The organism is Rahnella sp. WP5, from assembly GCF_000745615.1.
Lineage (GTDB): Bacteria > Pseudomonadota > Gammaproteobacteria > Enterobacterales > Enterobacteriaceae > Rahnella > Rahnella aceris.
Genome location: NZ_JQJR01000016.1, coordinates 59,682 through 86,576, shown reverse-complemented (window position 1 = coordinate 86,576; position 26,895 = coordinate 59,682). Strand labels below are relative to the sequence as shown.

The following is a 26,895-nucleotide window of genomic DNA, read 5'->3' as shown; positions in this document are numbered from 1 at the left end:
TGCAGGCTGCTGATGGTCAGGTCGCCGCCGATATCCGCCACCACGCTGTTGCCGCTGACCTGCGCACCGGCAATCGTTGTGTCGTCGCCACTGTTAATGCTGATGCGGTTGCCCGCGTCGATGGTGGTTTCGTTATGCTGCGTGCCGTTGCCCGACTCGCTGCCCCTGGAGGCGTTGCCGCTGGCGGAGATGTTGATACCGGCACCGCTCTCGCCCATGCCGATGCCAATCCCTATTGCGCCGCCGCTGCTGCTGTTTTCTCCTTCCAGCCACTGGGTGTTCTGCGAGGAAATCAGGTTGATGTCGTCTGCCGCGTTCAGCGCCACGTCCAGCCCGGCTTTAATCTGGCTGCCGATGGCCGTGATATCGCCGCCCGTCGCGGTTATTGACAGGTTATCACCCGCCGTCAGCGTGCTGCCCGTGGCGGTGTTCTGTCCGCTGTGGCTCTCGGATTTGGACGACTGCGTCCCCAGCGAGGCGCTGATACCAAACGCCGTGGAAGCATCGCCGGTGGTGGCCTGCGCCAGCTCCATCGCCTGACCGGTCGATACGCCGCTCATCACGCCTTGTGCAATTTTCAGCGCCGCCAGCCGGTCGTCACTTTCATCACTCACCGACTGCGCCGTCGACACCGCGCTGTTTACCACACTGCCTGCCGCACCCGATAACGCTATCGTCAGCCCGCTCTGTTTCTGCTCGAACGATTCATCGTGGGTGCGCGCATCGCGGCCCGGTTCAATCAGCACGCTGTCGCCTTTAATGCTTAAATCCTTCCCGGCGATAATATCTGCGCCACCGATATGAGCCTGGGCACCGGCGTTAATGCTGACGTTGCCGCCCGTCGAGCCGACGGTGCTGAAGCTTTCGCTCTGGGTGGTGCCTTCATCGTTCATTTCATAGCGTGATTTACTGGTGCCAATGGTGACGCCAATGCCGCCGCCGCTGAACATGCCGCTCTTTTTCTTCTCTTTGAGACGGTATGTCGAGTCGGTGTTGGTCGCCGCCACGATGTCGATATTGTTGCCCGCATTCAGGCTGACATTGCCGTCGCCGACCACCGCTGAGCCTTTCACCAGCAGATCATTTCCGGCGATGAGGGTTACGTTATCGCCGCTGAGCAGGGTGCCTGCTTCACGGGTTGCGCTGTCTTCCTCCACCGTGTGCGTGGTGGTTTTTTTCATGAACCCTTTTTTAGTTTTGGTTTCTTCTTTGAAGTGGTAATCACTTTCAGTCGCGGTTTTGAGGTTAATGTCACGGCCTGCGCCAATACCGATATCGCCGCTGGCAATTACCTGTGCCGCTTCGCTGTTGACGTCACGTCCGGCAACGATTGTGGTGTTGCCGCCGCTGACGATTTCAGTGCTGTCCTGGCGTACCGATTCGTTGATTTCGACCTTTTTCTTCGCTTTGTAGCTGCTGCCGTCGGTGGTTTCTATCGCCATCAGATTCACATCGCGACCGGCCTGCATCGCCACGTCACCTTCTGCGGCCTGGCTGTTGATATCCTGCCCGGCAAGCAGCGTCAGATCGCCGCCTGCGGTTATCGTCGTGCGGGCGTTTTCAGTGCTGTGGGTTTCACTTTTGCCACGACTGGCACTCTGACTGGTTTCTATGGCATTCAGGTTCAGATCATTGCCTGCCAGCATCAGCAGATCGTCGCCTGCTGCCACAAGTGCGCCGGTAATATTGATATCTTGTCCGGCTCTCAGGATCATGTCGTCCTGAGCCATGATCCCCGCCATCGGGCCGCTTTGTGTCTCGCTGAAACTGACAGACTCGCCGCGCCTGCCCGTTCCGCCTGCCTGCCATTGTTCGGTTTGCGTGATGTTATTAATGCTGCCGCCTGTGCTCTCAAGCTGGACGGTTTTGCCAGATATCGCGGATCCAATGTTGTTGATATCGCCCAGCGCGCCCAGTTGTAGTGCACTGCCTGCCTGCATCAGGCCAGCATTCAGGTTGCTGATGCTGCTCTGACTACCGATAAACAGGTTATTGTTTGCGGCGAGGGTGCTGCCGCTATTGGTGACACTTCCGCCTGAAAGTCCGACATTATTGCCAGCAATCACGCTGCCGTTATTCACCGTCACGTCTTTTGGTGACAGATACACTTTCGGCACCATTACCGTCTGGCCGTTGATGCTGGCGGATTCCCACCACAAGATACTGCTGTCGAGCGCGGCGATTTGCGTGGCCGTCAGCGCTACACCAAAGGCCAACCCAAGCGACTGCTGTGCACCTGCCGCGTTATCCATCAGGTATTGCATCTGCTCGAGATCAGAACCGAGGCCGCTGATATAGCGGCTGCCGGTCTGGTTGAGCATAAAGTTGCTGACGTAGCGCGTATCGAATGCCGCATCACCGAGGAAGCGATAATCGTATTCCGGCTGCAGGTTAAGTTTGTCGAGGAAGTACGCCGAACCGAGGAATTTATTCTGGTCGGTGTACTGGCTGTTAGTTTCACGCGGAGCCGTACCGGGTTGGATCCCCATTAATGCGTACAGGTCGCCAAACAGGCTTTGATCCAGTTGCCCCAGCCCGTCGAGTTTCGGGTTCGTGGTGATCAGATACGGGCTGTTCGCATCGGTTGAAGGGACAAAATAGCCGTTATTATCCGACGGCAGAGGATACAAGCTGTTGCCCCCGGCGATGTGAGCAAGCGCATTGGTGAGGCTGTCGTACCATTGCGGCGAGGTGATGTCCGCGCTATCTGCGTTGGCGAGATCTTGCTGCTGAACGCCATCAGGCTGGCTGAGTGTATTTAGCGTCGGGGCAGTGATGATGTTGCTGGTGCCCCCGGCATTCGCCGTGGTGGTGGTGTTGCTGATGTCCTGGGTAAAATTGGCAATGACGTTGCCGCCAGCCTGGATGACGGAGCGGAATATATCACCGTCAGTACTCTCTGTTCGGATATCCCCTGTAGTGACAAAATAGATTGAATTCATGCCCCCAGTGCCGTTCTGAGAGGTTATGCTGGACTCCGTTGCGTACTCACTTCCACCATAAGCATATGACAAATAATGAGTTTCAATGCTTTCTATCCATGACTGGTTATTAAGCGTATTACCACTAAGAATGGCATTGTTAGTCGCTAAAATATGACTGGCATTATTCTCCAGTACATCCGCATGGAGCAGAAGATCGCGGCCAGAAGAGATATGCGCAACGGGTGAACCATTGCTCTCGACAATGACCTGTGAACGGGAAACGGCAAACTGTAATTCAGCGCTGTTGCTATAAGGGGCAGGACGAGACCAATATGCCCCGGCACAACCATTACCACAGCCAGTATCTGCGCGGTAGTAGCCATAATCGTAATTGATACTATCCAGATAGCTTAGCGGGACATCTGCATCAATCGACGTAAGCCATGAGTATTGTCCGGCTAAATCTGTTTCTTCGGTGACATGAGCAACTAATCCTTCCCGCTCATTCACTAAATGCCCGGTATTTATCGTAATGTCCCCATTTACCGTCTCGATATTCCCGGAAGTATTCACCACTTCGGCGTTCGCATTGCCCGCCATATCGCGCTGCATCCACAGGCTGTTACCGGCCAGAATATCGCCGTGGTTATTGCGGATGGTATTGGCCAGCAGATACATATTGTTGCCCGCATACAGCAGGGCGGTATTGAGGATACTGCTGGCGGCATTGAGGGTCAGTGAGCCCGCAGTGCCGATAAAACCGGCCACCGTAATATTCTCACGGCTGTTCAGTGCCACGTCGCCACCGGCCTGTAATGTGCCTGTGGTGTTCATCGAAATACTGCCTGCGGAGAGGGTGCTTTCACCGCTGCCGGTGGTGATTTGTCCGTTATTAGTGAGCGTCGTTCCGGCAGTCAGATTCACCGCCTGGCCTTGCATCACGCCCTGATTGTTTATCGCGCCATTGCTGGTGATATCCAGCACGTTGCCTGCCGCCAGCACGTTTTTACCCGTAAAAGCACCGGTTAATTTCAGGGTTAAATTACCCAGCGCAACCACCTGACCCAACTGTTCGAAAACGCCGCTGGTCAGCAGTAAGTTACCGCCGCTGTAAAGTTTACCTGTGGCCCTGTGTTCAATCCGGTCGGCATGAACCGCCAGATTCGAGGTGCTAAACACCGTTCCTGAATTATCGATTGCAGCGGCATTCAGCAATACAGATGTGGCCTGTAGCCAGTTGTAGTTGGTCAGGCTCGCCGTGTTAAACGTGAGTTCGCCGCCGGAGAGGATTTTACCGTCGTTACGTGCGGACGCTGAGGCATCAATACGTGTCGTGCCGCCGCCCTGAATCAGGCCGTAGTTCACGAGATTTGGCGTGGTGAGGTTCAGGGTGTTCTGGCTCAGGACAATACCGGCAGCGCGGTTGGTCAGATTACCGGTGAATGCGAGGTCATTGTTCCCCTGAATACGCCCGCTGTTGTCGACAGAATCGCTGATCAGCGCAATATCCGTACCCTGAATTTGCCCGGCATTATTGACTGTCGCCGCACTCAGCCCCAGGGTTCCGTCTGTTAACAGCGTTTTGTCCTGTTGCTGAATAAATGCTCCGGTCAGCGCCACTACCAGTCCGTTGACGCCGATAATGTCGCCATTGTTATTTAGCGACGCGCCGTTTATCACCAGATTATTGCCCTGCAATGCGCCACGGTTATCAAGCGACTCTCCCGTCAGGGTGAGATCTGCGGCACTCAGCAGAGAGCCATGATTAGTGATGCTTTGCACGGCAAGGCTGGCGTTGCCCTGGCTTAAGATGTCACCGTCGTTACTCAGTGTGCCGGTAAGCGAAACATCCAGTTTATCCGTCCCAAGCAGGGAACCTGTGTTCGTCCAGTCATGGGCGGTGATAACAACATTTTGCCCCTGCAGGGTGCCTGCGGTATTGAGTAAACCCGCATCCAGGGTCAGTGAGCCTGCGGTCAGCGTGCGGCTGGCGCTGCCTGTGCGCAGTTCATCTGCCGTCATGTGCAGCGCAGAAGTTCCTTGCCACAGGCCATCATTACTGAACGTAGCGGACGTCAGTGACAGGCTGTTCCCCATTACCTGTCCGGCATTGAGAACGGTATTCCCGCTGATATCCAGATGCCCCTGACTTAAAAACAAACCCTCACTCAGGTTATTAAAGTGCCCGCTGTTTACAGTGAGATTCGCCGCAGTGGTTACGCCGCCATGAATCAGATTCTGTGCCGTAAGCGTGAGTGCACCCTGTGCCACCTGAGTGCCATAAAGCGTGGCATCCGTGGCTGCCAGCGTGAGCGTACCATCAGACTGGAGCTGCGCGTCACGCTGGCTGGTCAGTTTATTCGCCTGCACCCTAAGATCGCCGTGGGCGATAACATCCCCGCCCAGACTTGCTTCACCGGTTTTCAGTGAAACATTGCCCAGACTGGTCGACAGTGAACCCTTTGCGGTTGTCAGTGACTGGCCATCTATTGCCAGTGATTTTTTGCCTGATAAGGTCCCGTTTTGCCGGATATCTTCCGCAGACACAACCAGCGCTTCATCAGAAAGAATTTCTCCACCCGCTGCGTTGCTCAGTGTTTTTACGGTACTTATCGAGGTAGTGCCTTTGGCAGCAATTTTTCCGCTGTTGGACAGGGAAGCGCTGCTTATGGCGGCATTATTACCGGCTATCAGCTGGCCCTGATTTGTTATCGTTCCCGCCACCTGTGCTGAAATATCACGCGCCGTATTGACGCTGCTGCGGCCATCCTGTGTTAAATCTTGTGCGTTGAGATTGAGGTCGTTTCCGGCAGTCAAACGGCTGTTGCTTAACGTCAGTTTGCCATCGCTGTTCAGGACGATATTGTTGTCGCTGGCAAAGGTGCCGTTGTTAAGTGCAATGTCCTGCCCGCTGACATTCATACTGCCACTGGCTTTATGTTCACCGCTCAGCGTAACGCTTTCCCCTTTGGCATTCAGGCTGCCGCTGGCAAGGCTGTTTTGCACGGTGAGTTTGCCGTTGGCATCCAGCGTGATATCCCCCTGACGGGCGTTCAGGTTGCCGAGGTTAACTCCCACGCCTTTATCGCTGGAAATCAGGCGGATACGACTGGCGTACATGCCGCCGAGCGCGCCGGTATCCACCGCCACCACGGGTGCTGCGCCTTCACCGGCCATCGCGGTTACGCGGCCATTTTTATCCACGCGATTGGCGCCGGCGATAACGTTCAGCGCGTTGGCATGAATTTGTGCATTCACTTCGGTGGCCCGCGAGATGATTGACAACGCATCCGACTGGCTGGCATTCAACCCCTGGCCTTCAACGGTGATGGAACCTTTTTTGACATCAAGGGATTGTAAGTTGCCACTCGCATCGAACACCGGTTTACCCGTGGTGAGCGTGGCGTTCGGTGTATTGATAAACCCGCAGCCGTTACAGGTGATGCCATACGGGTTAGCAACCATCACGTTGGCCGCTTTTCCTGCGACTTCTGTGTAACCGTTCAGTTGTGAACGGTTCGCGCCCGTCACTTCGTTAATAATGCCGCGCGCTTCCTGGCCTGCTTTCAGGTTGGGGTTGTTCTGAATCAGCCCGCCTAACTGCGTCTGGTTTAACTGGCCGGTGGCATTATTGAGGATCAGCCCCTCTTTACCGACGTTGTAATTTTGAAACTGGTTATGGGAAATCCCCGCTCCGTTAGGTGTGGCGATATTCACTACCGGCACACCGTTTCCGGCCTTATCGATACCTGTAGCACTATTTGCAGGCGCCGGTGCGGCAAACACCGGCAAAACAGGTTGTCCTGCCAGCAAGCCACAGATCAAATAACTCAGTATGCGTTGAGCAAAACACATTGGTTGTTGATGATTATCCATAATCGTTTTCCCTTAAATCACAAACGCGATGCGGTAATAAATGCTGAGGTGGTCAGGCGCTAACCAGTCCGGATATTGCAACGGTGTACCCACGGTAAACTGGCTGGAGTAGTGACGATTTGTGGTAGAAAGCCCGACAGCGGCTCCCCACAACGTGCCGGACGCCCACGGGTCTTTGTTATCTTTTTGCAGCCAGCCACCGTCTAGTGCGACCACGCTGCTGACCTGGCCGATAAGCGGCAATGTGAACAGTCTGTAGTTCAGCTCGTTACGCCAGTAGCCGCCGTTATCGCCGGAAAGATATTGCTCTTTAAAGCCGCGTACCGAGCTTTCGCCACCGATGGTCAGCCGCTCGCTGCCATACAGCCTGTCCGGCGACCACTGACCGTAGACGCTGGTCAGCCACCATAAATCTTCAGCCACCGGCAACTGAAAGCTGCCGTTCAGGCTCCATTTTTTAAATCCGGCTTTCGGTAAATCATCATTTTTGCCGTTGTCGTCTTCCGCACCCAGCCAGGACACGCCATGGCTGAAAGTGGGGTTGAAAGTTGCGACGCCACCGAAGATTTTTTGCGTGTGGTTGAGGCCAAACAGCAGGCTGGTCAGCTTGCGACTGCTGCTGTCGAGCAACACATCATTGAGATAGTTATTGCTGATCTGATGTGTCAGTCCGATGGAGGCACCGGTTTTGATATCGCCATCGCGGAATAACACCCGCGAGGTGGTAAAACGGTGGCTGATGCTGTCGCCGGTCGATGCCCAGCCAAAGCCATTGTTGTCAATGGTGCTGAGGTAGTTGCTCCAGCTATAGCTGTAATCAAACAGGTTATAACCGTAGGGAATGCTCAGCCCGGCCTGAACATTTTGTGCGTCATGCGTGGATGAAAAATCGCTGCTGCGCCCGCCGCTGACGAACCATTTATCCGCAATACCCAGCACATTATTGGCCGTCAGTGAGCCGCCAGATTGCCCTGTACCGGTACTTTTCTGCCCGCTGTTATCAAAGTTAAGTGAGAAACTGAGCGGGAATTCCGGCGAGGCGGTGAGATTGACAATGGAATAGCCTGATTTCTTGCCCGGAAGGATCTCTATTTGCACCGGATCGTTGCGCAACCGGTTGATTTGCTCCATACCCTGTTCGATGTCACGCAGGTTAAGAATGCCGCCTTCCAGTCCCGGGAAAGCCATTCTTAATTGTGTCGCTGACATGCCTTCGAGGGTAATTTTCTCAAGACGTCCTTCCAGTACCGAAATATGTAATTCGCCCTGAGATAAATCCTGTTCGGTGATAAAAGCCCGGCTGGTTATATATCCCTGGTGAATATACCAGTCAGAGATTTGACGGGTTATCTCCGCAATCCCGTTCATCCCAATACATTGGTTAAGATGAGGTTTATTAATCTCGCGTTGTTTTTTATCAGAAAGAAGTGTTACGTTATTTATATATATTTTATGAATGTAAAAGCAGGGGCCATTATTTTCTTCTATGTGCGATTCGGTGGGTGAAACGGGAGAAAAACTGCGTTGTAGATCATCACGTTGTTGCTGGCTTTGCCTTAATAATTCCTGTTGTTCCTGACGGATCAGGTCTCGGTCTGCCGGATTCAGGGGGGCCGCAACGCCGGATGTAATGATGCCAGTCATTAAAATGGGCAGAATATATTTAAGGAATGAATATTTACACAAAACAAATTTATCCCATGGATACTTAATGAAGTAATATTTTGATACAGATTTTAATATGATGTTTCGTGTCGACAAATAAATCAAATTTTTTAATGGTATTGAGGGCGGGTGAATTTATTTCGGAGTCGTGCTGATAAGTGATTTAGTGAAATTCACCCGTAAATTATCTTATTCCGTTATAGGAAAGGATTATTAATTCCAATCCATTGCGCTTCACAGTCACTGGTTCCGCAATATAACCGGGGCACGGATGACTCAGTAATGCAAAGGCCGCCGGGGAAAATAACGTCTTCAAGATCAGCACGTTTGGCGGCTCCGGGTTTGAACTGGTTGCGTTCAGCGATGATTTTCAGCGCTGTCCGGTGATACGTCTGGTAGTTGAAAATGAACGAGCAGGCGTAATAGTTCCGGTGCCCCTGCGCATCGAAACGGGCGACATGTCCCAGCACACCGATCTGGTGGCCATCCAGAACATAAGCTGCGTTCACGCCGCACCATTCTTCGGCGGCGACCTGTCCCTGCAACAATGTCGCCTGAGCTATCTTGCCCAGGGTCAGGTCCTCCAGTGAATCCAGCAGAATATAGCCGATGGTACCCCGTCCGCCGGTTTCACCCTGCGGACGGGTAAACAGTAATACTTTTCCGTCCGGTAAACCCACCGGACGGATGTCTTTCATGCCCTCAGGCCCGATAAAAAATGGGCGCAGGGAATACAAATCGGTCCCCCGGTACAGCACGGTTTTCCAGCGCAGTCTCCCGCTGGTGTCATCCGCCGGTTCAACACTCACCCCGCCAAAAATAAACTCCCCGCCGATCCGGGTAAAAAACGGATCCTGTAGAGCGAAGACCGGCGCGTCGGGCAGTAATTCGCACTGGCGGACGCCATCAAATGCAAAAAATTTTACCTGTGATAACTCGGAGTTTCTGGGCTCGACACGGGCCGCAATGACCGAAGTATCACCGCACTGAAACGGAGCGGTCAGGTTATAAACATCGTCGTCTCCTGCGCCGGAGAACTGGATTTTTTCTCCGGCGGGTACCGGCAATTTCAGAGTACGAAATTGCCGGAGTAATGTTTCAACCCTGCTCACAGCGGCAATCCGAGATGCGCCCATAAGGCATCGAGCGGCATTGTCGCCAGCCCGATACATTCATCGGCTGCGCCGTAGTAAATTTTCAGCAAATCCTGTTCCAGCAGTGCGCCGCAGGTGAACACCACGTTGCCAAAGAATCCTTCTTTCTCATATATCGCTTCAGGCTGTAGCAGCGGCACTGGAGACCTGGCGAGGATATTGAACGGATTATTCAGATCAAGCAGCATCGCGCCGAGGCAATAACGCTGGTCTTTATCCACGCCGTGATAAATCTGCAACCAGCCGCGCGTCGTTTTCATCAGCGGTGCGCCGCCACCCAGCTTCAGCGCATCCCAGTCGCCGGAAGCACTGCCGAGTAAATGGCGATGATTGCCCCAGTGCAGCATGTCCGGTGATTCACACATCCAGATCTCCGGCTTACCAAAATGTTTGGGTGAAGGACGGGTCAGCGCCTGATATTTGCCGTTAATTTTTTCCGGGAAGAAGCAGACATCGCGGTTATCGGGGCAGAAAATCACGCCTTGTTTTTCCACCGTGACAAAATCGGTGGTCGTCGCCAGCGCGGTGGAAATGCCATACGGCGAAATGGCCGAATAGTTGATGTAGTAAACGCCCTCGATCAGCGTAATTCGCGGATCTTCACAGCCAAATTGTTCGTATTGCGTATCAGCGGTCAAAAAGGGCTGTGCATCAACACTAAAATCTTCGCCATTATGACTACGCGCTAACCGCAGATGCGACATGGAGGTCAGCCAGATCACTGAAGGGTCAGCTTTCAGCGCAATCATTCTCGGGTCGCTGAAATCATAGGCCGGGTCGTCACGTCGAAAACGTTTCGTGCCCGCCCGCCAGACGTTTTGCTGGTTCACCAGAAGCGGTACTTCCAGACAATTAGCATCCGTTGAGATCACGCTTTCCGCGACACGAAGCAACAGCAGGGTTTCACCCTGATACGAACATACGCCTGCGTTAAAAACACAATCGACCTTCCAGCCGGGCTGGGAAGGTGCAACGTCAGCAGGTGTTAACAGCGGATTTTTTTCACTTCTGAGCATTTTCATGGTTTACCTTTTTGATAAGAATTTGGTTTTTTTCCAGCAGCGGTTCATCCGTGCCAAACAAGACTGAATTGCCGTCGGCATAGCCCACGTTGACGACAGGCGGACCGAAATTGATCATCACTTCCAGACATTCCGCGCCCAGCTGGCGGCGGAAAATCAGGCATTGCTTAAACAGCGTGAGGTACTGATAGTGGCCACGCTGAAGAGAAGGGTGTGTATTTCTTATGTGGATCAGGTGCTTATAACGGGTCAAAATTGATTGTGAGCACTTACTCTCATTTTCGACGTTAATCTGGCTTTCACGGGCATCGGCTGGCGTCCACGGGACAGGTAAACGGGAGGCATCGCGGCAGAAAGGTAATGCGTAAGTAAGCGCTTGCTCCTCATTCATGCCCTGTGAAATAGCGGTGTGATAGTGCGTGATTCCCTGAATATCCCGCATCTGTTGCAAATTCTGCGGGACAAAATCGGTCATGCCGATTTCTTCTCCCTGGAAGATAAAAGGCAAACCCCGGGCGGTCATTTGCAGGGCAAAAACGGCTACAGCGCGGGGAATATCGCGGGGTGATTCACCGAAACGGCTGATCATGCGTGACATATCATGGCTGGAGAAAAACAGTGTCGGTAAACCGGAGAGTGTGTTTTCCATTGCCTGTATTTCGGCGAAGATCGCTGCAATATCGAAGCGTTTTTGGCTGCCAAGGTTGAAATTGAACACCACGTCCAGCAACTCTGTGCCCTGATAAGGTGCCATTACCGGCAATTCATCACTGCCCACTTCGCCAATCAGCAGGAATTCACCTTGCGCACGGATATGGCGACACAGGCGATTCACCACGCTGAGCACACCGGGCTGATTGATATCTTTATCATGAGGGGGCTCTGCGCCTGCCTCAACGGGTGGATGATCTTCCCCGATACCGTCAGTGGTCAGAAAATTAATCACGTCAAACCGGAAGCCGTCGACGCCGCGCGCTATCCAGAAATCGAAGATTTTTTTGATCTCATGCTCAACGGCGGGATTGGACCAGTTCAGGCATACCTGTTGAGGCGAGAATTTATGGTAGTAACTGGCCGTCCCGCCGGGTTCCTGCGTCCAGGCTGAACCGCCAAAGAAAGAGGTCCAGTTGTTGGTTTGTTCACGAAAGAAAAAGAAGTCACGGAACGGACTGTCCGGCTGACGGAGCGCCGCCTGAAACCACGGATGCTGGTCCGAAACGTGGTTAATCACCACGTCGATGACCAGCAAGATATCGCGCTGATGACAGGCCGCAATCAGTTCATCGAAAAGGTCTACTGTGCCAAAGCGCGGGTCAACGGCGCAGTGATCACTAATGTCGTAGCCATTATCCACCAGCGGAGAGGGATAAAAGGGGGTGATCCAGATGCCGCCAATGCCCAGCTCAGCCAGATAATCCAGTTTAGAAACTAGCCCCAGGAAATCGCCTAATCCGTCAGCATTACCGTCGCAGAACGAGGGTAAATACACCTGATAAAATACCCGGTCCTGCCATGTTTTCAGGTTGTCCATCATTCAGGCCTGTTATTTAAGTGAAAGCGACATCCCTTCCAGGAAATGCTTCCTGAAGAGGATAAACAAAACGACGATTGGTAAGGTTTGCACTACCGAACCCGCCAGTACCGGGCCGACATAAATGCCATAGGATTTACTGAACGTTGCCAGCAGCACTGAAAGCGGCATTTTGTTGGCATCCTGCATCACAATCAGCGGCCAGAGGAAATTGTCCCAGGCGCTGGTAAAAGTAAAAATCGCGACGATAGCCAGAATCGATTTGTTGAGGGGCAGCATGACATGGAGCAATATTTTTATAAGACCGGCATGATCTAACCTTGCGGCATGAATATAGTCATTTGGCGTGCCTTTAAAACTCTGCGAGATCATAAAAATCCCCCAGCCATTCATCACAAACGGTAAAATAAGGGCGCCATAGGAATTAATCATGCCGAGTTCACGCATCAGCACGAAATGCGGAATAATAAACATGAAAGCCGGAAAAACCATTTGCAGGATGAGCAGGTTTTTGAAAATATCCCGGCCTTTAAATTCCATTTTTGCCAGCGCATAACCAATTAAACAGGAACTCAGCGTGACGCATACCGTTATGGTTGATGTAATGAATATGGAGTTAAACAATGTGCGCAGAAAGGGTTTTTCCGCTTTACCGGTACCATCAAACAGGAAAATATAATTATCGAATGACAGCGGGCCGGAAAAAAGAGATGTCGTATAAATATCGGCTGTATTTTTAAACGAACCGATTAACATCCACAAATACGGATATAACCAGGTGATGGCCAGCGCAAACATCAGCAGGTGGATCGCCACGGAGCTGATTGTTTGTTTCAGTAAAAATTTTTGTACAGGAGCGGCGGCTCCCGTCTCCACAGATTGTGTCTTCATCATACGATCTCGATTTTCTTTTCCAGACACCGGCGCAATATCCAGATCAATGTGAAACTGAACAGCGCGACAATAATTGACATGGTAGCGGCCCAGCTTGGCTGCATCTGCCGGAAGGCGGCTTCATACATCACCACCATTGGCGTGGTGGTGCTTTTCAGCGGACCGCCGCCGGTGATGAGATAGGGTTCGGTGAAAATACTGAACGCTACTGTGATCGCGAGAACCAGCACCATGACTATCTGGGCATTCATAAGGGGCAATGTGATATGCCATATTTTTCCGAGGCCCGTGGTTTTATCGAGATCGGCGGCATCGTAAATATCTTTGGGAATAGTAATCAGCCCGGAATAAAAAATCAGGCCGTAATAGCCGACAAATTTCCAGGTGATAATAAGGGCAATCGATAACATGGCGAAATCCGGATGGGTGAACCACGGGACGTTAACGCCAAACATGTCCATCAGGAACGTATTTATCGGTCCTGTTTCACTGAACAGTTTGGAAAATACAATGGAATACGCCACGCCGGATGAAACATTGGCGAGCAGGAAGCTCAGGGCAACAAACGCTTTGCCATATTTTATTTTTCTTAATCCGAACGCGAATAATAATGAAGACACCAGGACAATGGGCAGATAGTAAGCCAGAAATTTAAATACGTTATACATCGCCGTCCAGAATAAAGGATTCTGCATGACGGCGATAATATTCTTCACGCCGTTAAAAGACGGTGCGCCAATAAATTTCCAGTCAGTAAAGCTCAGCACCGCCAGCCAGAGAAAAGGATAAAGCCAGAATACCAGCGAATATCCGAGGTAAGTGGAGGCCAGAAGGCCTCCGAGTGATGACTCTTTCATTTTTATCATCACTTACTGCTCCAGCGTTTTGTCGATCTCTTGTGAGGACGCCTGAATCACCTCGGGTATCGGGCTATTTTTAAACACCAGTTTTTCAATCATTTGCGTCATCGTCCGCTGGACTTCAACGGTTTTAGTGACTGGTGCTGGCGGAACTGCTTTCGACACGTAGGAGGCGATCGCATTAACCAATGCGTGCTGTTGCAGATACTCTTCAAAAATCGGATTACTTTGCAGATCTTCCCGGGCAGGCGGCATGCCGGTGAGTTCCAGCCAGCGTCGGTCATGTTTAGGATCGCTGTATACCCATTGAATAAACTTCCAGGCGTCGGCCTGCACTTTTGACGTACTGAACATCACGATCCCTTTGCTGTCGGCCATCGTGGCAACGCCGGGTTCGCCGGTTTGTGTCGGCATCGGGCCGATACGGATGGTTTTTAACACTTCGGGAAATTGTTTCTGATAGCGGTCGATATCCCATGGACCACGTACCGCGCCCAGCACGGTTCCCGCTGCCAGCGGATCGTCTGCGGCGGTGAAGTCGTAGCTGGTCCATTTGTTCGCAAACATTTTGTTGAGGAAGGTGAGGGTCTGTTGTCCGGCTTCGTTATCAAAGCTGGATTTGTGAACCTGAATATACGGGCTGCCCTGAGAGGCGGCGTAATACAGCGGAATAAAGTCAAACCAGCGATCCCACCAGTTTTTGCCGCTGGTGATTTGCAGACTGTAACCTTTCTGGTTTTGCGTTATCCGTTCTGACAGCGTGTAAATCTCATCATAGGTGGTCGGCACATGATCAAAACCTTGCTCAGCCAGCAGATCGCTGCGCCACCAGTACACGACCGGGCTGATATAAATCGGGATAACATTTTGCTGCCCTTCGAACTGCCATGATGCCATGGCTTTCCCCATATGTCGGGTTTCAACCAGTTCCTGAAAACCGGGCATTTTGGCGTAGTCATTGAGTTGTTTAAGTTCAGATAACTGTTTCGCGAAGCCGATAAAAATATTGGTGGATATATCGGGCTCAGTGCCTGATGCCAGCGCGTTCATAATGGCTTCTTCAGAACTCCCCGCAGCCGGTATTGGCGTGAATTCCACTTTTCTGTTGGCCGGATTACTGTTCCATTCTTTTACCACCTCGCCCCAATACACTTCCTGAGTAACATTAGGTGCTATCCACATTTTAATGCTGGTTTGATCTTTCTCCTCAGGCCCGCAGCCCGAAAGAAATAACGTGATACCTGCAAGTGCAGCCAGTTTCATTATTTTCATGCTGTATCCTATTTCCATTAGGTTGTTATTAATAATTCATCATTATATTTAATGGTTATTTATATTATATTTTTATGAGTGGACTTCTATTTTAAACGCTAGCATGGACATACAATCAGTAAACGTTATTACGGTCACAGAAATGATTTTGTTTAACGTTAAACTTTATTTTATATATTCATTGCAATAGCCTATTTTCTGTGAGTATATATTGGCGAATTAAGGGTTTTTCAGACGGGGGATTTCATTTATTCAAAGCATTCAGGAGTGTGTAAACTGAGTAAGATAACCTTAAAGTCAATTGCCCGTGAATTAGGGGTGACGCATACGACGGTGTCGAATGCATTTAATAATCCGGGAAAGTTATCTGAATCCTTAAGAAAGCGAATAATTGATTATGCGCATTCCGTTAATTTCTACGGCCCTGATAATATCGGGCGCGCATTACGTACCGGCAGGTCGGATGCGATTGGCATTATCTTCAATGACACGCTGAGTTATGTTTTTACTGACAGCCATGACGTGCAGCTCATGCAGGGCATCGCCGGTGAATGTGACCGGAAAGGTGTCAGCATCATCCTGATCCCGTTGCATAACGGACAGGGCGCGCGGGCCAGTGTGATTAACACTGCGGTAGATGGCTATATCCTTAATGCGACACACAATAATGACCAGATTATCGCTAAGGCATTGTCAAAAAATCTGCCTGTGGTGACCACGGATTTTAAAATTCCCCCGCACAGCAGTGTCTCCATTGATAACTACCGGGCGATGAGGGAAATTTGCCTGCACCTGCTGGAAAAAGGACACCGTGAATTCGGCATTATTTCATTTCCTTCACTGCAGGGGCGTAAGGGTGTCGTGCCATTGAGTCAGGATATTTCAGGCGATAATGACGTTATGATCACCCGGGTGAAATCTTGTGTGGAGACTTTCCGCGAATGGAATATCGAACTCGATAATTGCTTTCTTTGTGAAACAAGCCATCACGAGATGTTTGGCGAAATAGCAGCGCAGGAATTACTTAAAATAAATCCGGGAATAACCGCGTTTATTTGCCTGTCTGACCGCTTTGCGCAAGGTGCGATTAATTATTGCCGGCAGGCCGGGTTACGTGTTCCGCAAAATATCGCGATTACCGGATTTGATAATATTCCCCGGCCAGAGAATGAAATCGGGCTCACTACCATTGCCCAGGATCCGGTCAGAAAAGGTGAGATAGCCGCGGCCTTGCTGCTGGAGGGGAAAAATAATATTCACTTAGACCTTGAGTTTACGTTAATTATACGTGGTTCTACCTGATTCCCGGTGGGGCCATAAAGACGCAAGTACTTATGTCTATTTTCAGGATGAAATATGGCCTTATTAACGTGTTTTAAAGCTTACGATATACGCGGTGTTTTGGGCAGCGAATTAAATGAGGATATTGCTTACCGTATCGGTTGTGCATTTGCGCATTTTTATCGCCCAAAACGGGTGGTGCTGGGCAGTGATATTCGCCTGACATCACCGGCTCTCAAGCAGGCCGTTGCGCGCGGGCTGATGGATCAGGGCTGCGGCGTGATTGATATTGGTATGACTGGCAGCGAAGAGGTGTATTTTGCCACCCGTTCCCTGCAGGCTGATGGCGGAATTCAGATCACCGCCAGCCATAATCCGGACAATTATAACGGTATGAAGCTGGTAGGACGGGATGCAAGACCTGTCAGCAGCGAAAACGGTTTACACGATATTCAGGCGCTGGCCGAAAATCATCTGTTTTCGGCGGTGGCGCAGCCCGGTGGGTATCAGCAGCTTTCAAACCGCCGCGCTTATCTGGATCATCTGCTTAGCTATTTAACGTTACCGTTCGGACGGCCTCTGCGGGTGGTGGTTAACGCAGGAAACGGTGCGGCTGGCCCGACGCTGGATGCGCTGGAACACGCCTTTCTGGCACGCGGTATTCCCCTTACGCTAATAAAAATTCACCATGAGCCGGACGGCACTTTCCCCCACGGTATTCCCAACCCGATGTTGCCGGAAAACCGACTGGCGACATGCGATGCGGTGCGTGAACATCAGGCGGATTTGGGCATTGCCTGGGACGGTGATTTTGACCGTTGCTTCATCTTTGATGAACAGGGTGAATACGTTGAGGCGTATTACATTGTGGGATTGCTGGCTGAACTGTTTTTGCAACGCTCGCCCGGCGAAAAAATCCTTCATGATCCGCGTCTGGTCTGGAATACCCGCGACATTGTCAGCGCCAGACACGGTATCGCCATCGAAACCAAAACCGGCCATGCCTTCATCAAAGAAAGAATGCGCAGTGAAAACGCTATTTACGGCGGTGAAATGAGCGCCCATCACTACTTCCGCGATTTTGGTTACTGCGACAGCGGGATGATCCCGGCCTTGCTGGTACTACAACATCTCAGCCAGTGCAGCCGGAAAATGTCCGGACTGATTGCTGCCCGTAAAGCCCTTTTCCCGGTATCCGGCGAAATCAATATCTCCGTCAGTCAGCCCGCTGAGGCCATCAGCCGTGTCCGCGACCATTACCAACATCTGGCGCTAAGTATCCGCCAGACTGACGGGCTGAGTATGGAATTCGATAACTGGCGGTTTAATTTGCGCGCTTCCAATACTGAGCTGCTCCTGCGCCTCAACGTCGAAACCCGACAATCCACCGCGCTGTTAGCTGAAATCACCGGAAAACTGCTCGCCCTTGCCGGGGCGTAACCGCTCATCTTTTTGTTTTAAAGGACAACGTTATGTCAGGCTTAACACTCAAAAATATCAAAAAATACTATGACAAAACTGTCGTGATCCCCGATTTGTCTCTGGAGATCCATTCCGGTGAGTTTCTGGTACTGGTCGGTCCGTCGGGATGCGGGAAATCAACGTTACTGCGCATGATTGCCGGGCTGGATGCGCTGAGCGACGGGACTATTCACATTGAAGAAACTGATGTGACGGATTTACCCGCCGGGAAGCGCGGTCTGTCGATGGTATTTCAGTCCTACGCGCTTTATCCGCACATGACCGTCAGACAGAATCTGGCATTTGGTCTGAAAAATATCCGCACGCCGCCGGAAGAAATTGCCCGACGCATAAGCGAAGCGGCCCTGATCCTGCGGCTGGACGACATGCTCGACCGGTTACCGCAAAATCTTTCCGGCGGACAGCGTCAGCGCGTCGCTATCGGGCGTTCCATTGTTCAGCAGCCGAAAGTTTTTTTGTTTGATGAACCGCTGTCGAACCTTGATGCCGCGCTGCGTGTGCAGATGCGTCAGGAAATCAGTCAGCTACATGCCCGTCTGAAAAACACCATGATTTACGTGACCCACGATCAGGTCGAGGCCATGACACTGGCGGACCGGATAGTGGTGCTTAACAAAGGTCACATTGAGCAAATTGGCACGCCGGTTGAGCTGTATAATTGCCCGGCCAGCCTGTTCGTCGCCGGTTTTATCGGTACGCCGAAAATCAATGTGATCCCGGCACAAGTCGTCGGCCGCCAGCTGAGTATTGACGGCCAGCCGATGTACCCGCTGGAGGATAAATTCCCGGCGGCGCAGGATGGACAAATGGTGTCGCTGGCCATCCGCCCTGAGCTGTTGCGCCTGAATGAAGTGACGGATCATGCATTTGAAGTTTTGGTTGATTTCACTGAATTGCAGGGTGATTCCACGCTGGTATATGCGCGCGTTGGTGAGCACATCCTGAAAATGAAATCGTCGAAACAGCTCTCCTTTGCTAAAAACACACCGCTCAGGTTCGGGTTTAATGCTGCCAGTGTTTTACTGTTTGATGAAGCAGGCAGGCGTATCCTCCCCGACGCCGCGTAAAAACAAAAAAGGCACCTTCCGGTGCCTTCCCAACGAAGATAAATCAAAGTCAGATGTTTTTAGCCAGCTGCGCTTTGTGTTTGTTTTCACTCAGCATGGTCAGTAACAGCAACAGAACAGCCAGCACACAACCGGCGATCATCACGATAAAGCCACCGTCCCAGCCAAAATAATCCACGGTATAACCGACAATGGCGCTGGCCGCGACCGAGCCGCCCAGATAACCAAACAGTCCGGTAAAGCCCGCGGCGGTACCGGCTGCTTTCTTCGGTGCCAGTTCCAGCGCATGTAACCCAATCAGCATCACCGGCCCGTAAATCAGGAAACCGATGGTGATCATACAGGCCATATCAATACCCGGATTGCCGACCGGATTCAGCCAGTAAACGACGGTAGCGATAGTCACCAGCACCATGAAGAACACGCCGGTGGCACCACGATTGCCTTTGAAAACTTTATCCGACATCCAGCCACACAGCAGCGTGCCGGGAATGCCAGCGTATTCATAAAGGAAATACGCCCACGAGGATTTATCCAGCGCGAAATGCTTCACTTCTTTCAGATACGTTGGTGACCAGTCGAGAATGCCGTAACGCAGCAGATAGACAAAGACGTTAGCCAGTGCGATATACCACAGCAATTTGTTCGGCAAAATGTACTGCATGAAAATCTGTTTCGCCGTCAGTTCCTGCTCGGCGGACTCTTTCACATAGTCCGGCGGATAATCGTTTTTGTATTCTTCAATGGGCGGCAGACCACAGGATTGCGGTGTATCGCGCATGGTCATGAAGGCAAACACCGCCAGCAGAATCGCGCCGAAGGCAGGCATATACAGCGCTGCATGCCAGTCGTTAAACCACGCCATACCGAGCAGGAACAGCAGCGGAGGAATACCGCCGCCGACGTTATGCGCACAGTTCCACACCGACACCACGCCGCCGCGTTCTTTCTGCGACCACCAGTGCACCATCGTACGTCCGCACGGCGGCCAGCCCATGCCCTGGAACCAGCCGCACAGGAACAGCAACACAAACATGATGGCAATGCTTGAGGTTGCCCACGGCACGAAGCCCATAAACAACATCACGGCCGCCGCCAGAATCAAACCGGCGGGCAGAAATACGCGCGGATTCGAACGGTCAGACACCGAACCCATGATGAATTTTGAGATGCCATAAGCAATGGAAATCCCGGACAGTGCGAACCCTAAGTCTCCACGGGAGAAGCCCTGATCAATCAGATAAGGCATGGCCAGCGCGAAGTTTTTGCGCACCAGATAGTAGGCCGCATAACCGAAGAAAATCCCCATGAAGATTTGCCAGCGGAGACGGCGGTACAGCGGATCGACGTGAGCCTCATCAACAGGAGCTTTGTGGGGCGCGGGTTTAAAGATACTGAGCATAAATGCCTCCGATGGCATAAATCAGGGCGGACTCATCATGAGCCACGGACGAAATGGCGGAGCCAATGTGTTCCAAAACGAACATCATTTTAGCCATTCGCGCACAAACGAACTGTGATTTATGACGAAAATGTTACATTTTTATTACATAGGGAGGCGATTTTGTGAGCGAGGGTGACAATAAGAAACAAAAAAAGCGGAGCCTGAGCTCCGCCTGATATTTTCACACGGTCTGAAATTATTGAATTTTCAGTGTGCTGATAATGGCTTCCGCATCGGTCTGCGCCTGCTGCTGATTATCAGCAGGCAGAGTAATTTGCAGGGTCAGCAGATGGCTGTCGACCTTGCCCAAAACGATAGACGAATAGGCTTTCTGACCAGCAGAAGTGATCACGCTGTCGTACTGCTGCAATGTCTGGCCGTTGACCTGAATAGATTTATTGGTGACGACTTGCAGATTGGTATCGCGCGCTTTTTGCTGATCCTGTAAACGACCCGCCAGAACGTCCAGTGATTCCGGGGTGTTATCACCCAAAATGACAATCACCGCTTTCTGTCCGGTGCTGTCTGCATACACGTGCATATTATTTGCCTGTGTGCCCAGTTTACCGCTCTGGTCGCTCATTCCCTGCGGCAGGGAGAAGGTGACTTTGCCGTCCAGCAGGCTGACCGGCGTGGTGGCTGCCGTGGCTGCGGCCGCTGGTGCGCCTTTATCTGCGGCAGGTGCATCGGTCGACTTACCGTCACACGCAGCCAGACCGGCGATCAGTACTGCCATTCCCATCATTTTCGCGATATTACGCATCGGGCTTCCTTAAGTGGCCTGTTCACCAGGCTTACATGTTGACTTAACAGCCTTTATGGCAACCTATTCAGGCCACAAATGCAAGTCAGATTATGGCGCCATTTGTGTCTTCCCGGCGACCCGGTTTAGTGCGCACTGATGGCGGAATGCGGGTTGTTTCCTTGTGCTGATAAACGCTTAAGCAGCATATTCAGCAGCATGCCGTACATCGGCAGGAAGAACACCAGGCAGATCAGCACCTTGAAGGTGTAATCCACCATCGCTATTTCTACCCAGTGCTGTGCCATAAAGGCATCGCTGCTTTTGTAGAAAGCGCTAAAGAAGAAGGACAGGGTATCGCTGATATTGCCGAGGAACATTGAGGCGACCGGTGCTATCCACCAGCGGCGGTTCTGGCGCAGGCGGTTAAACACATGAACGTCAAGAATTTGCCCCAGCACATACGCCATAAAACTGGCGGTGGCGATACGGGCGACCATGATATTCAGGCTGCTGAGCGCTTCCACGCCTTGCCATTGCGCTTCAAAGAATAACGCCGAGATGACATAGGAAATGGCCAGTGCAGGCACCATCACGGACAGAATAATCCGTCGTGCCAGCGGCGCGCCAAATATACGGACGGTCAGATCGGTAGCCAGAAAAATAAACGGGAAAGTGAACGCGCCCCAGGTGGTATGGAAACCAAAAATGGAAACGGGTAACTGAACCAGATAGTTACTGGAGGTGATGATGGCGATGTGGAATAGCGAAAGCCATATCAGCGCGGAAAACCGCTGCTGAGCAGTAAAAGAGTACATATATGTGACCTTTTTTTATGAATAAATTGGGGTGAGGGAACCCAAGAAAATTTTTACTTTCGCACCCGTAATGGCGTGCGGCGCGCATAGTACCTGTTTGCGCACCGTTTGCGCAACAGATCTACCGGTTAATTTTAGCGCAATCAGCCGTGTTTGTTGCGCCAGAAAACCAGCGGGTTAAACTATCCGCCTTTGCCAAACAACCGCCCATTCACGTATGTAGATGTTGAGACACGAAATGACCGACCCCTTTATCAATCCTGACCATCAGCTTGATGCGTTGGGTCTGCGTTGCCCGGAGCCAGTGATGATGGTTCGTAAAGCGGTACGCACCATGCAAGACGGCGAAACGTTATTGATCATCGCTGATGATCCGGCAACGACCCGCGATATCCCCGGTTTCTGCCGTTTTATGGAACATACGCTGCTGGCCTCGGATACCGAAACTCAGCCTTATCGCTATTTGATTTGCAAAGGTCTGTTGGAAAAACAGGGCTGATGGCTCAGCCCGTGTTGTTTATTTCGATTTATTGCGCAACAGCCTTAACGCATTGGCGGTCACCAGCGCCGTTGCGCCGGAATCCGCCAGCACCGCCAGCCACAATCCGGTCAATCCCATCAGCGTGGTGACCAGGAAAATCGCTTTCAGCCCCAGCGCAATCGTGATGTTCTGACGGATATTCGCCCGTGTAGCACGCGAAAGGCTGATCATCTGCGCCAGCCCGCTCAGGCGGTTATGCGTCAGTGCCGCATCCGCCGTTTCCAGTGCGACGTCCGTTCCGCTTCCCATCGCAATACCGATAGTCGCGGCTTTCATGGCGGGCGCATCGTTAATGCCGTCACCGACCATGGCCACCGGTTTCAGTGCATTCAGCGCGGTGACTGCTGAGACTTTATCCGCAGGCAGTAAGCCCGCACGGAAATCAATGCCGAGCCGGTCAGCGATAGTTTTCGCCGCCCGCGGATTGTCGCCGGTCAGCATGACCGCCGACACGCCGAGCGCTTTCAGTTTCTGCAATGCCTCGGCCGCGTCATCCCGCAGACGATCCTGCATGGCAATCAGCCCGATCGCGTTTTCTTCCTGCAACACCACCACCACGGTTTTTCCGGTGGATTCCCAGTCAGTAATTTGCGCGAGGGTTTCTGCCGTCAGGCTGTTTTCAGCCACACTTTTCGGTGCCAGCACCTGAATTTTGCGGCCTGAAACGAGGCCTTCCACGCCGGAACCGGCCAGCGCGCGGCGATCCTGCGCCGTGAGCGGTAGCGGATTACTGGTTTTTGCACGGGCCAAAATCGCCTGCGCCAGCGGGTGATGCGAACCTTCTTCCACCGCTGATGCCAGACTTAATACTTCGCCTTCGCTTGCGCCGTTCAGCAGTAAAACGTCGGTAACTTCAGGTTTGCCTTCGGTCAGCGTACCGGTTTTATCCAGGGCAACGGTTTGAATCAGCGCCAGCTGTTCCAGCGCTGCACCGCCTTTAATCAATGCACCCTGACGCGTGGCTGCTGCCAGCCCGGACGTAATCGCTGCTGGCGTCGAAATCACCAGCGCACACGGACAGCCAATCAGCAGCAGCGTCAGCCCGCGGTAAATCCAGGTTTCCCACGATAGCCCCATCGCCAGTGGCGGCACGATAATCACCAGCAACGACATCAGCATAATGACCGGCGTGTAATAGCGGCTGAAAGTATCGAGGAAACGCTCGATCGGCGCACGGCGTTCATCGGCTTCTTCAATCAGTTGCAAAATGCGGTCAATGGCGCTGTTGCCCGGCGCGGAAGCCACTTCGAGGCGTGCCAGCCGGTCAACGCACAGGCTGCCTGCGGGGACTTTTTCACCGGGCAGATGATCCACCGGAACTGATTCGCCGGTCAGCGCGCTTTCGTCGAAACTGGCGGCGATTTGTAAAACAGCGTCGGCAGGCAGGCGTGCACCTGCCGCGATTTCAATGATATCGCCGGGGCGCAAGCTGCTGACCGGCACGGTTTCAGATTTGCCATTCACAATGCGGACAGCGGTATCCGGGATCAGCGCCATCAGCGCTTTTACGCCGCTGCGTGCCCGGCTGGAGGCAAAAGCCTCAAGGCGTTCGCCCACCATAAACAGCAACAGAACCATGGCGGCTTCGGCTGTCGCACCGATAAAGAGTGCGCCGATCGCGGCGATACTCATCAGCGTTTCGATGGCGAATGGCGAACCGGCGCGGGTCTGGCGAATCGCCTGACGCAGTACCGGCCAGAGCCCGACCAGTGTCGTGGCGATAAACGCGATTTTACCCAGTTGCGGGTTGAAATGATCGAGCACCCAGCTCAGCAGCATCAGAACCGAAAGAGCGATCAGCGGCAGCGCTTCCTGCAAACGGGAAGGTTCGGCGGTGGGTTTTTCCTGCGGTTTGTCGAGCGATTGCAGGGTAAAACCTGCGGCGGTAACGGCATTTTGCACGGGTTGGGTGATATCAAAACCTGCATCAATCACCAGCTTTTCAGTAGCGAACAGCACTTTAGCGTGGCTGATACCATCAATACCGGAAACGGCTTTTTCAATTTTTCGGGCACAGGCAGGGCAGTCCATACCTTGTACTTTCCAGCTGTATTGCTGACTGCCGGAAAGCGGTGAGGCGGGTTCGTCTTCGCCCGGCGAACCTTCGGCGTTGCCATCGTCCGATGTATGTGAGTGCTCACCTGTTTTTGGCGCACAGCAGCTGTCAGTGGTGGAGCAGGCGGAAACCGCCAGCGGGGTTTTTTCGCTACAGCAGCCAGCCGGATGTGTGCCGGGCTGCGCAATAGCGCCAATTTTGTTGATACGCAGTGCAGGCGCATGTTTGCCCTGACATCCGCAGCGACAGGTGTTGTTTTTTTGCAGTGGGATCATAAAGCCTCCGGTTCGAAACCGAGTGGAATTACCCCCAGTGTAAACGTTGGAGTCGGCTCTAAGGTCAACAAGTATTTTATCAGCGGAACCAGAACGGTTCCGCTGTGGGATATTACAGGTATAACGACCGGACGATCAGGAAGTGCCCGCCGAAATAACAGGCGGCAACCAGCGCGTCGGCGGCGCGGAAGGTGAAGCGGTATCGGCTGAGCAGCCAGAAAATATTCCCCAGCAGTAACAGCGCTGCGCCGCAGAACAGCGAAAATGCCATGTCGGTACTGCGGGCAAAATACTGTTCGCCAGCCAGCCAGACCATCAGCAGGGTCATGGCGATGTAAGTGGTCACTGGCCATCGCAGCTCCGCCAGCCGTGCCCAGATCACCGCAAGAAGTATCGCGCCGATGATCAGTAACGTCAGCGGCAGCGGCCAGAAGAAGGTGATGGTCATCTGGCTGGCGAAACTCAGCGTATACAGCAGATGCGACAGGAAGAAGGCACCGATGGCGTACATGAAGCGTTCTTCAGGCAGCAGTAACAGGCTGTCTGCCACCAGTGTCGCCGCCAGACCCAGTAAAATCAGATAGCTGTAAACGTTGAGTGTCGGCGCCTGCCAGGCCAGCAACAGCAGTAATAGTAAGGTGACGGGTTTAAAGACCCAGCGCTGCCAGCGCGGGCCACGATAGCTGGCGTCAACGAACAACCAGCCAGAGAAAAATACAGCGAGGAATGGCCAACTCATTGTTTATCCTTTTATATTTCAGAACAGAACATAAAACCGATGTCAGGGTCTGCTTGCGGGAAAACACATCCTGTTTTCCTGAACTTGCTTTCAGTGTAGGAGAGAGAGCATGGCGGCGACAATCAGAAATCCCCGTAACGGCGGGTCTGATGAATGTTGGTTTAGGATAGGGGGAATTTACGGCGCAGGGCGCGCCGTAAAAGCGGGGATTACTTTTTGGCTGGCAACGGAGGCTGTTTTTTCTGCCACGCCATCAGTTCGAAGACGCCGAACAGGAAGATGCGGGTTTGCAGCCACGGCCCGATGGTGTCCTTTTCCTTGCCCTGCGTGGCTTTAAGCAGCATCACCTGCAGGCCATGCATAAAGAACATGAAGACAATTGCCACGTCTAAAAAGTATTTGATCGGCTTCGGGAACGGGTGGATCAGGTTAAACGCCAGAAACGCCCAAATACATAACATCAACAACCGACCAATATTGATCAACATCTTACTACTCCTGTTCTGGTGAGCCGGTTTCAGGCGTCACATCGCGATGATAAAGACGATAAGCAACTTGTCCGGCGACTTTCTCACGGTGTAAGCGCCAGCGGGCAGGCACATCCAGCGTGTCATGTTCGGCTTCTGTTTCGACATAAATCCAGGCTTCATCGGCCAGCCACTGGTTTTGCTCCAGCAGGTTCAGGGTGTCTTGCAGAATGCCTTTGCGGAAAGGCGGATCGAGGAAAACCACATCAAAGGCGCTTCCGGCTTTTGCCAGCCAGTTCAGGGCATTGACGTTAAATACTTTCGCATCACTGGCGTTTAGCAGCGCCAGGTTTTTCTCTAACTGTTGCGCAACCGGGCGCTCAAACTCCAGCAATGTCGCGCTGGCCGCATAGCGGGACAAGGCTTCCAGACCGAGTGCGCCGCTGCCTGCAAAACAGTCCAGACAATGTGCGCCCTGTAAAACTGGCGCAAGCCAGTTAAACAGCGTTTCGCGCACGCGATCGGTGGTCGGACGCAGCCCCGGGCTGTGAGGGACCGGAAGTTTGCGTCCGCGCCATTGTCCGCCAATAATTCGGATCTGGCCTGCGGCGGGCGTGTTGGGTTTCTTTGCCATAGTTCGCTTGTGTCATCCAAAGCCGTCGGGCTTCGTTGCCTATCGTTTGGAGGGCTATTCTACCGGTGTGCGGGCAATGGGCAAATGTTTAACATTGTCGATTGAAAAACCAGCGGAATTCAATACGCGGGCGTGTTGCCCGCAGGGGAAA

Annotated in this window: 20 protein-coding genes and 1 pseudogene; 5 read left to right on the top strand and 16 right to left on the bottom strand. The window is 52.5% G+C overall.

The features are described from left to right. The 8 genes from EX31_RS14925 to EX31_RS14890 form a co-directional block, all read right to left on the bottom strand. Positions 1-6,800: hemagglutinin repeat-containing protein (locus EX31_RS14925; RefSeq protein WP_037035421.1), on the bottom strand; the 6,800-nt coding region annotated here is incomplete at its 3' end. 12 nt (positions 6,801-6,812) lie between these two features. Continuing rightward, entirely contained in the window at positions 6,813-8,444 is a 1,632-nt protein-coding gene (locus tag EX31_RS14920; protein ID WP_037035436.1) for a ShlB/FhaC/HecB family hemolysin secretion/activation protein, read from the bottom strand. Positions 8,445-8,662: 218 nt separating this feature from the next. After that, on the bottom strand, positions 8,663-9,577 hold the full coding sequence (locus tag EX31_RS14915; protein WP_051931043.1) for a DUF1861 family protein: 915 nt from the start codon (positions 9,575-9,577) through the stop codon (positions 8,663-8,665). Beyond that, positions 9,574-10,635, bottom strand: coding sequence for a glycoside hydrolase family 130 protein (locus tag EX31_RS14910; RefSeq protein ID WP_037035435.1), 1,062 nt, complete (start codon positions 10,633-10,635; stop codon positions 9,574-9,576). The genes EX31_RS14915 and EX31_RS14910 overlap by 4 nt, the downstream gene beginning before the upstream one ends. Further along, positions 10,622-12,172 (bottom strand): alpha-amylase family glycosyl hydrolase, encoded by a 1,551-nt coding sequence (locus EX31_RS14905; protein ID WP_051931045.1) that lies wholly within the window; start codon positions 12,170-12,172, stop codon positions 10,622-10,624. The genes EX31_RS14910 and EX31_RS14905 overlap by 14 nt, the downstream gene beginning before the upstream one ends. 12 nt (positions 12,173-12,184) lie before the next feature. Next, the gene (locus tag EX31_RS14900) at positions 12,185-13,009 is read right to left on the bottom strand and encodes a carbohydrate ABC transporter permease (protein ID WP_037035433.1); all 825 of its coding nucleotides are present in this window, start codon (positions 13,007-13,009) and stop codon (positions 12,185-12,187) included. A gap of 53 nt (positions 13,010-13,062) precedes the next feature. Beyond that, positions 13,063-13,932, bottom strand: coding sequence for a carbohydrate ABC transporter permease (locus EX31_RS14895; RefSeq protein WP_037035432.1), 870 nt, complete (start codon positions 13,930-13,932; stop codon positions 13,063-13,065). A 3-nt stretch (positions 13,933-13,935) separates the two neighbouring features. Further along, complete coding sequence (locus EX31_RS14890; RefSeq protein WP_037035418.1) at positions 13,936-15,198, bottom strand: ABC transporter substrate-binding protein; 1,263 nt, start codon at positions 15,196-15,198, stop codon at positions 13,936-13,938. A gap of 267 nt (positions 15,199-15,465) precedes the next feature. Here EX31_RS14890 and EX31_RS26505 point away from each other — a divergent pair. Then, positions 15,466-15,603, top strand: a pseudogene (locus EX31_RS26505) (LacI family DNA-binding transcriptional regulator); the annotation flags it as partial. 39 nt (positions 15,604-15,642) lie between these two features. Here EX31_RS26505 and EX31_RS26345 read toward each other — a convergent pair. Then, a complete protein-coding gene (locus EX31_RS26345) occupies positions 15,643-15,792 on the bottom strand; it encodes a hypothetical protein (protein ID WP_231576059.1) in 150 nt (49 codons plus the stop codon). Here EX31_RS26345 and EX31_RS14885 point away from each other — a divergent pair. Genes EX31_RS14885 through EX31_RS14875 form a run of 3 tightly spaced genes read left to right on the top strand, consistent with a single transcriptional unit; the run spans position 15,730 to position 19,028 of the window. Continuing rightward, complete coding sequence (locus tag EX31_RS14885; RefSeq protein ID WP_231576058.1) at positions 15,730-16,500, top strand: substrate-binding domain-containing protein; 771 nt, start codon at positions 15,730-15,732, stop codon at positions 16,498-16,500. The genes EX31_RS26345 and EX31_RS14885 overlap by 63 nt on opposite strands. A 54-nt stretch (positions 16,501-16,554) precedes the next feature. Beyond that, the gene (locus EX31_RS14880; protein WP_037035414.1) at positions 16,555-17,919 is read left to right on the top strand and encodes a phosphohexomutase domain-containing protein; all 1,365 of its coding nucleotides are present in this window, start codon (positions 16,555-16,557) and stop codon (positions 17,917-17,919) included. A gap of 32 nt (positions 17,920-17,951) precedes the next feature. Then, positions 17,952-19,028, top strand: a complete 1,077-nt coding sequence (locus EX31_RS14875) for an ABC transporter ATP-binding protein (RefSeq protein WP_037035413.1) — start codon at positions 17,952-17,954, stop codon at positions 19,026-19,028. A 49-nt stretch (positions 19,029-19,077) separates the two neighbouring features. Here the strand turns inward: EX31_RS14875 and glpT are convergent, their stop codons facing one another. The 3 genes from glpT to EX31_RS14860 all read right to left on the bottom strand — a co-directional run bounded on the left by glpT (position 19,078) and on the right by EX31_RS14860 (position 22,032). Continuing rightward, positions 19,078-20,430 carry a glycerol-3-phosphate transporter gene (glpT, locus tag EX31_RS14870; protein ID WP_013577484.1) on the bottom strand — a complete coding sequence of 451 codons (1,353 nt, stop codon included), beginning with the start codon at positions 20,428-20,430 and terminating at the stop codon, positions 19,078-19,080. 238 nt (positions 20,431-20,668) lie between these two features. Then, entirely contained in the window at positions 20,669-21,235 is a 567-nt protein-coding gene (locus tag EX31_RS14865; protein ID WP_013577480.1) for a DcrB family lipoprotein, read from the bottom strand. Between the two features lie 125 nt (positions 21,236-21,360). Beyond that, positions 21,361-22,032, bottom strand: coding sequence for a 7-cyano-7-deazaguanine/7-aminomethyl-7-deazaguanine transporter (locus EX31_RS14860; RefSeq protein WP_037035412.1), 672 nt, complete (start codon positions 22,030-22,032; stop codon positions 21,361-21,363). A 238-nt stretch (positions 22,033-22,270) separates the two neighbouring features. Here EX31_RS14860 and tusA point away from each other — a divergent pair, with 238 nt between their 5' ends. Continuing rightward, positions 22,271-22,531 (top strand): sulfurtransferase TusA, encoded by a 261-nt coding sequence (tusA, locus tag EX31_RS14855; protein WP_037035411.1) that lies wholly within the window; start codon positions 22,271-22,273, stop codon positions 22,529-22,531. Between the two features lie 18 nt (positions 22,532-22,549). Here the strand turns inward: tusA and EX31_RS14850 are convergent, their stop codons facing one another. The 4 genes from EX31_RS14850 to rsmD all read right to left on the bottom strand — a co-directional run bounded on the left by EX31_RS14850 (position 22,550) and on the right by rsmD (position 26,744). After that, positions 22,550-24,904: a zinc/cadmium/mercury/lead-transporting ATPase gene (locus EX31_RS14850; RefSeq protein ID WP_037035409.1), complete on the bottom strand. Its 2,355-nt coding sequence runs from the start codon at positions 24,902-24,904 to the stop codon at positions 22,550-22,552. Between the two features lie 112 nt (positions 24,905-25,016). After that, complete coding sequence (locus tag EX31_RS14845) at positions 25,017-25,643, bottom strand: lysoplasmalogenase (protein ID WP_037035408.1); 627 nt, start codon at positions 25,641-25,643, stop codon at positions 25,017-25,019. 209 nt (positions 25,644-25,852) lie between these two features. Next, positions 25,853-26,131: a DUF1145 family protein gene (locus tag EX31_RS14840; RefSeq protein ID WP_013577475.1), complete on the bottom strand. Its 279-nt coding sequence runs from the start codon at positions 26,129-26,131 to the stop codon at positions 25,853-25,855. A 4-nt stretch (positions 26,132-26,135) separates the two neighbouring features. Further along, positions 26,136-26,744, bottom strand: coding sequence for a 16S rRNA (guanine(966)-N(2))-methyltransferase (gene rsmD / locus EX31_RS14835; protein ID WP_037035407.1), 609 nt, complete (start codon positions 26,742-26,744; stop codon positions 26,136-26,138). Positions 26,745-26,895 lie beyond the last annotated feature (151 nt).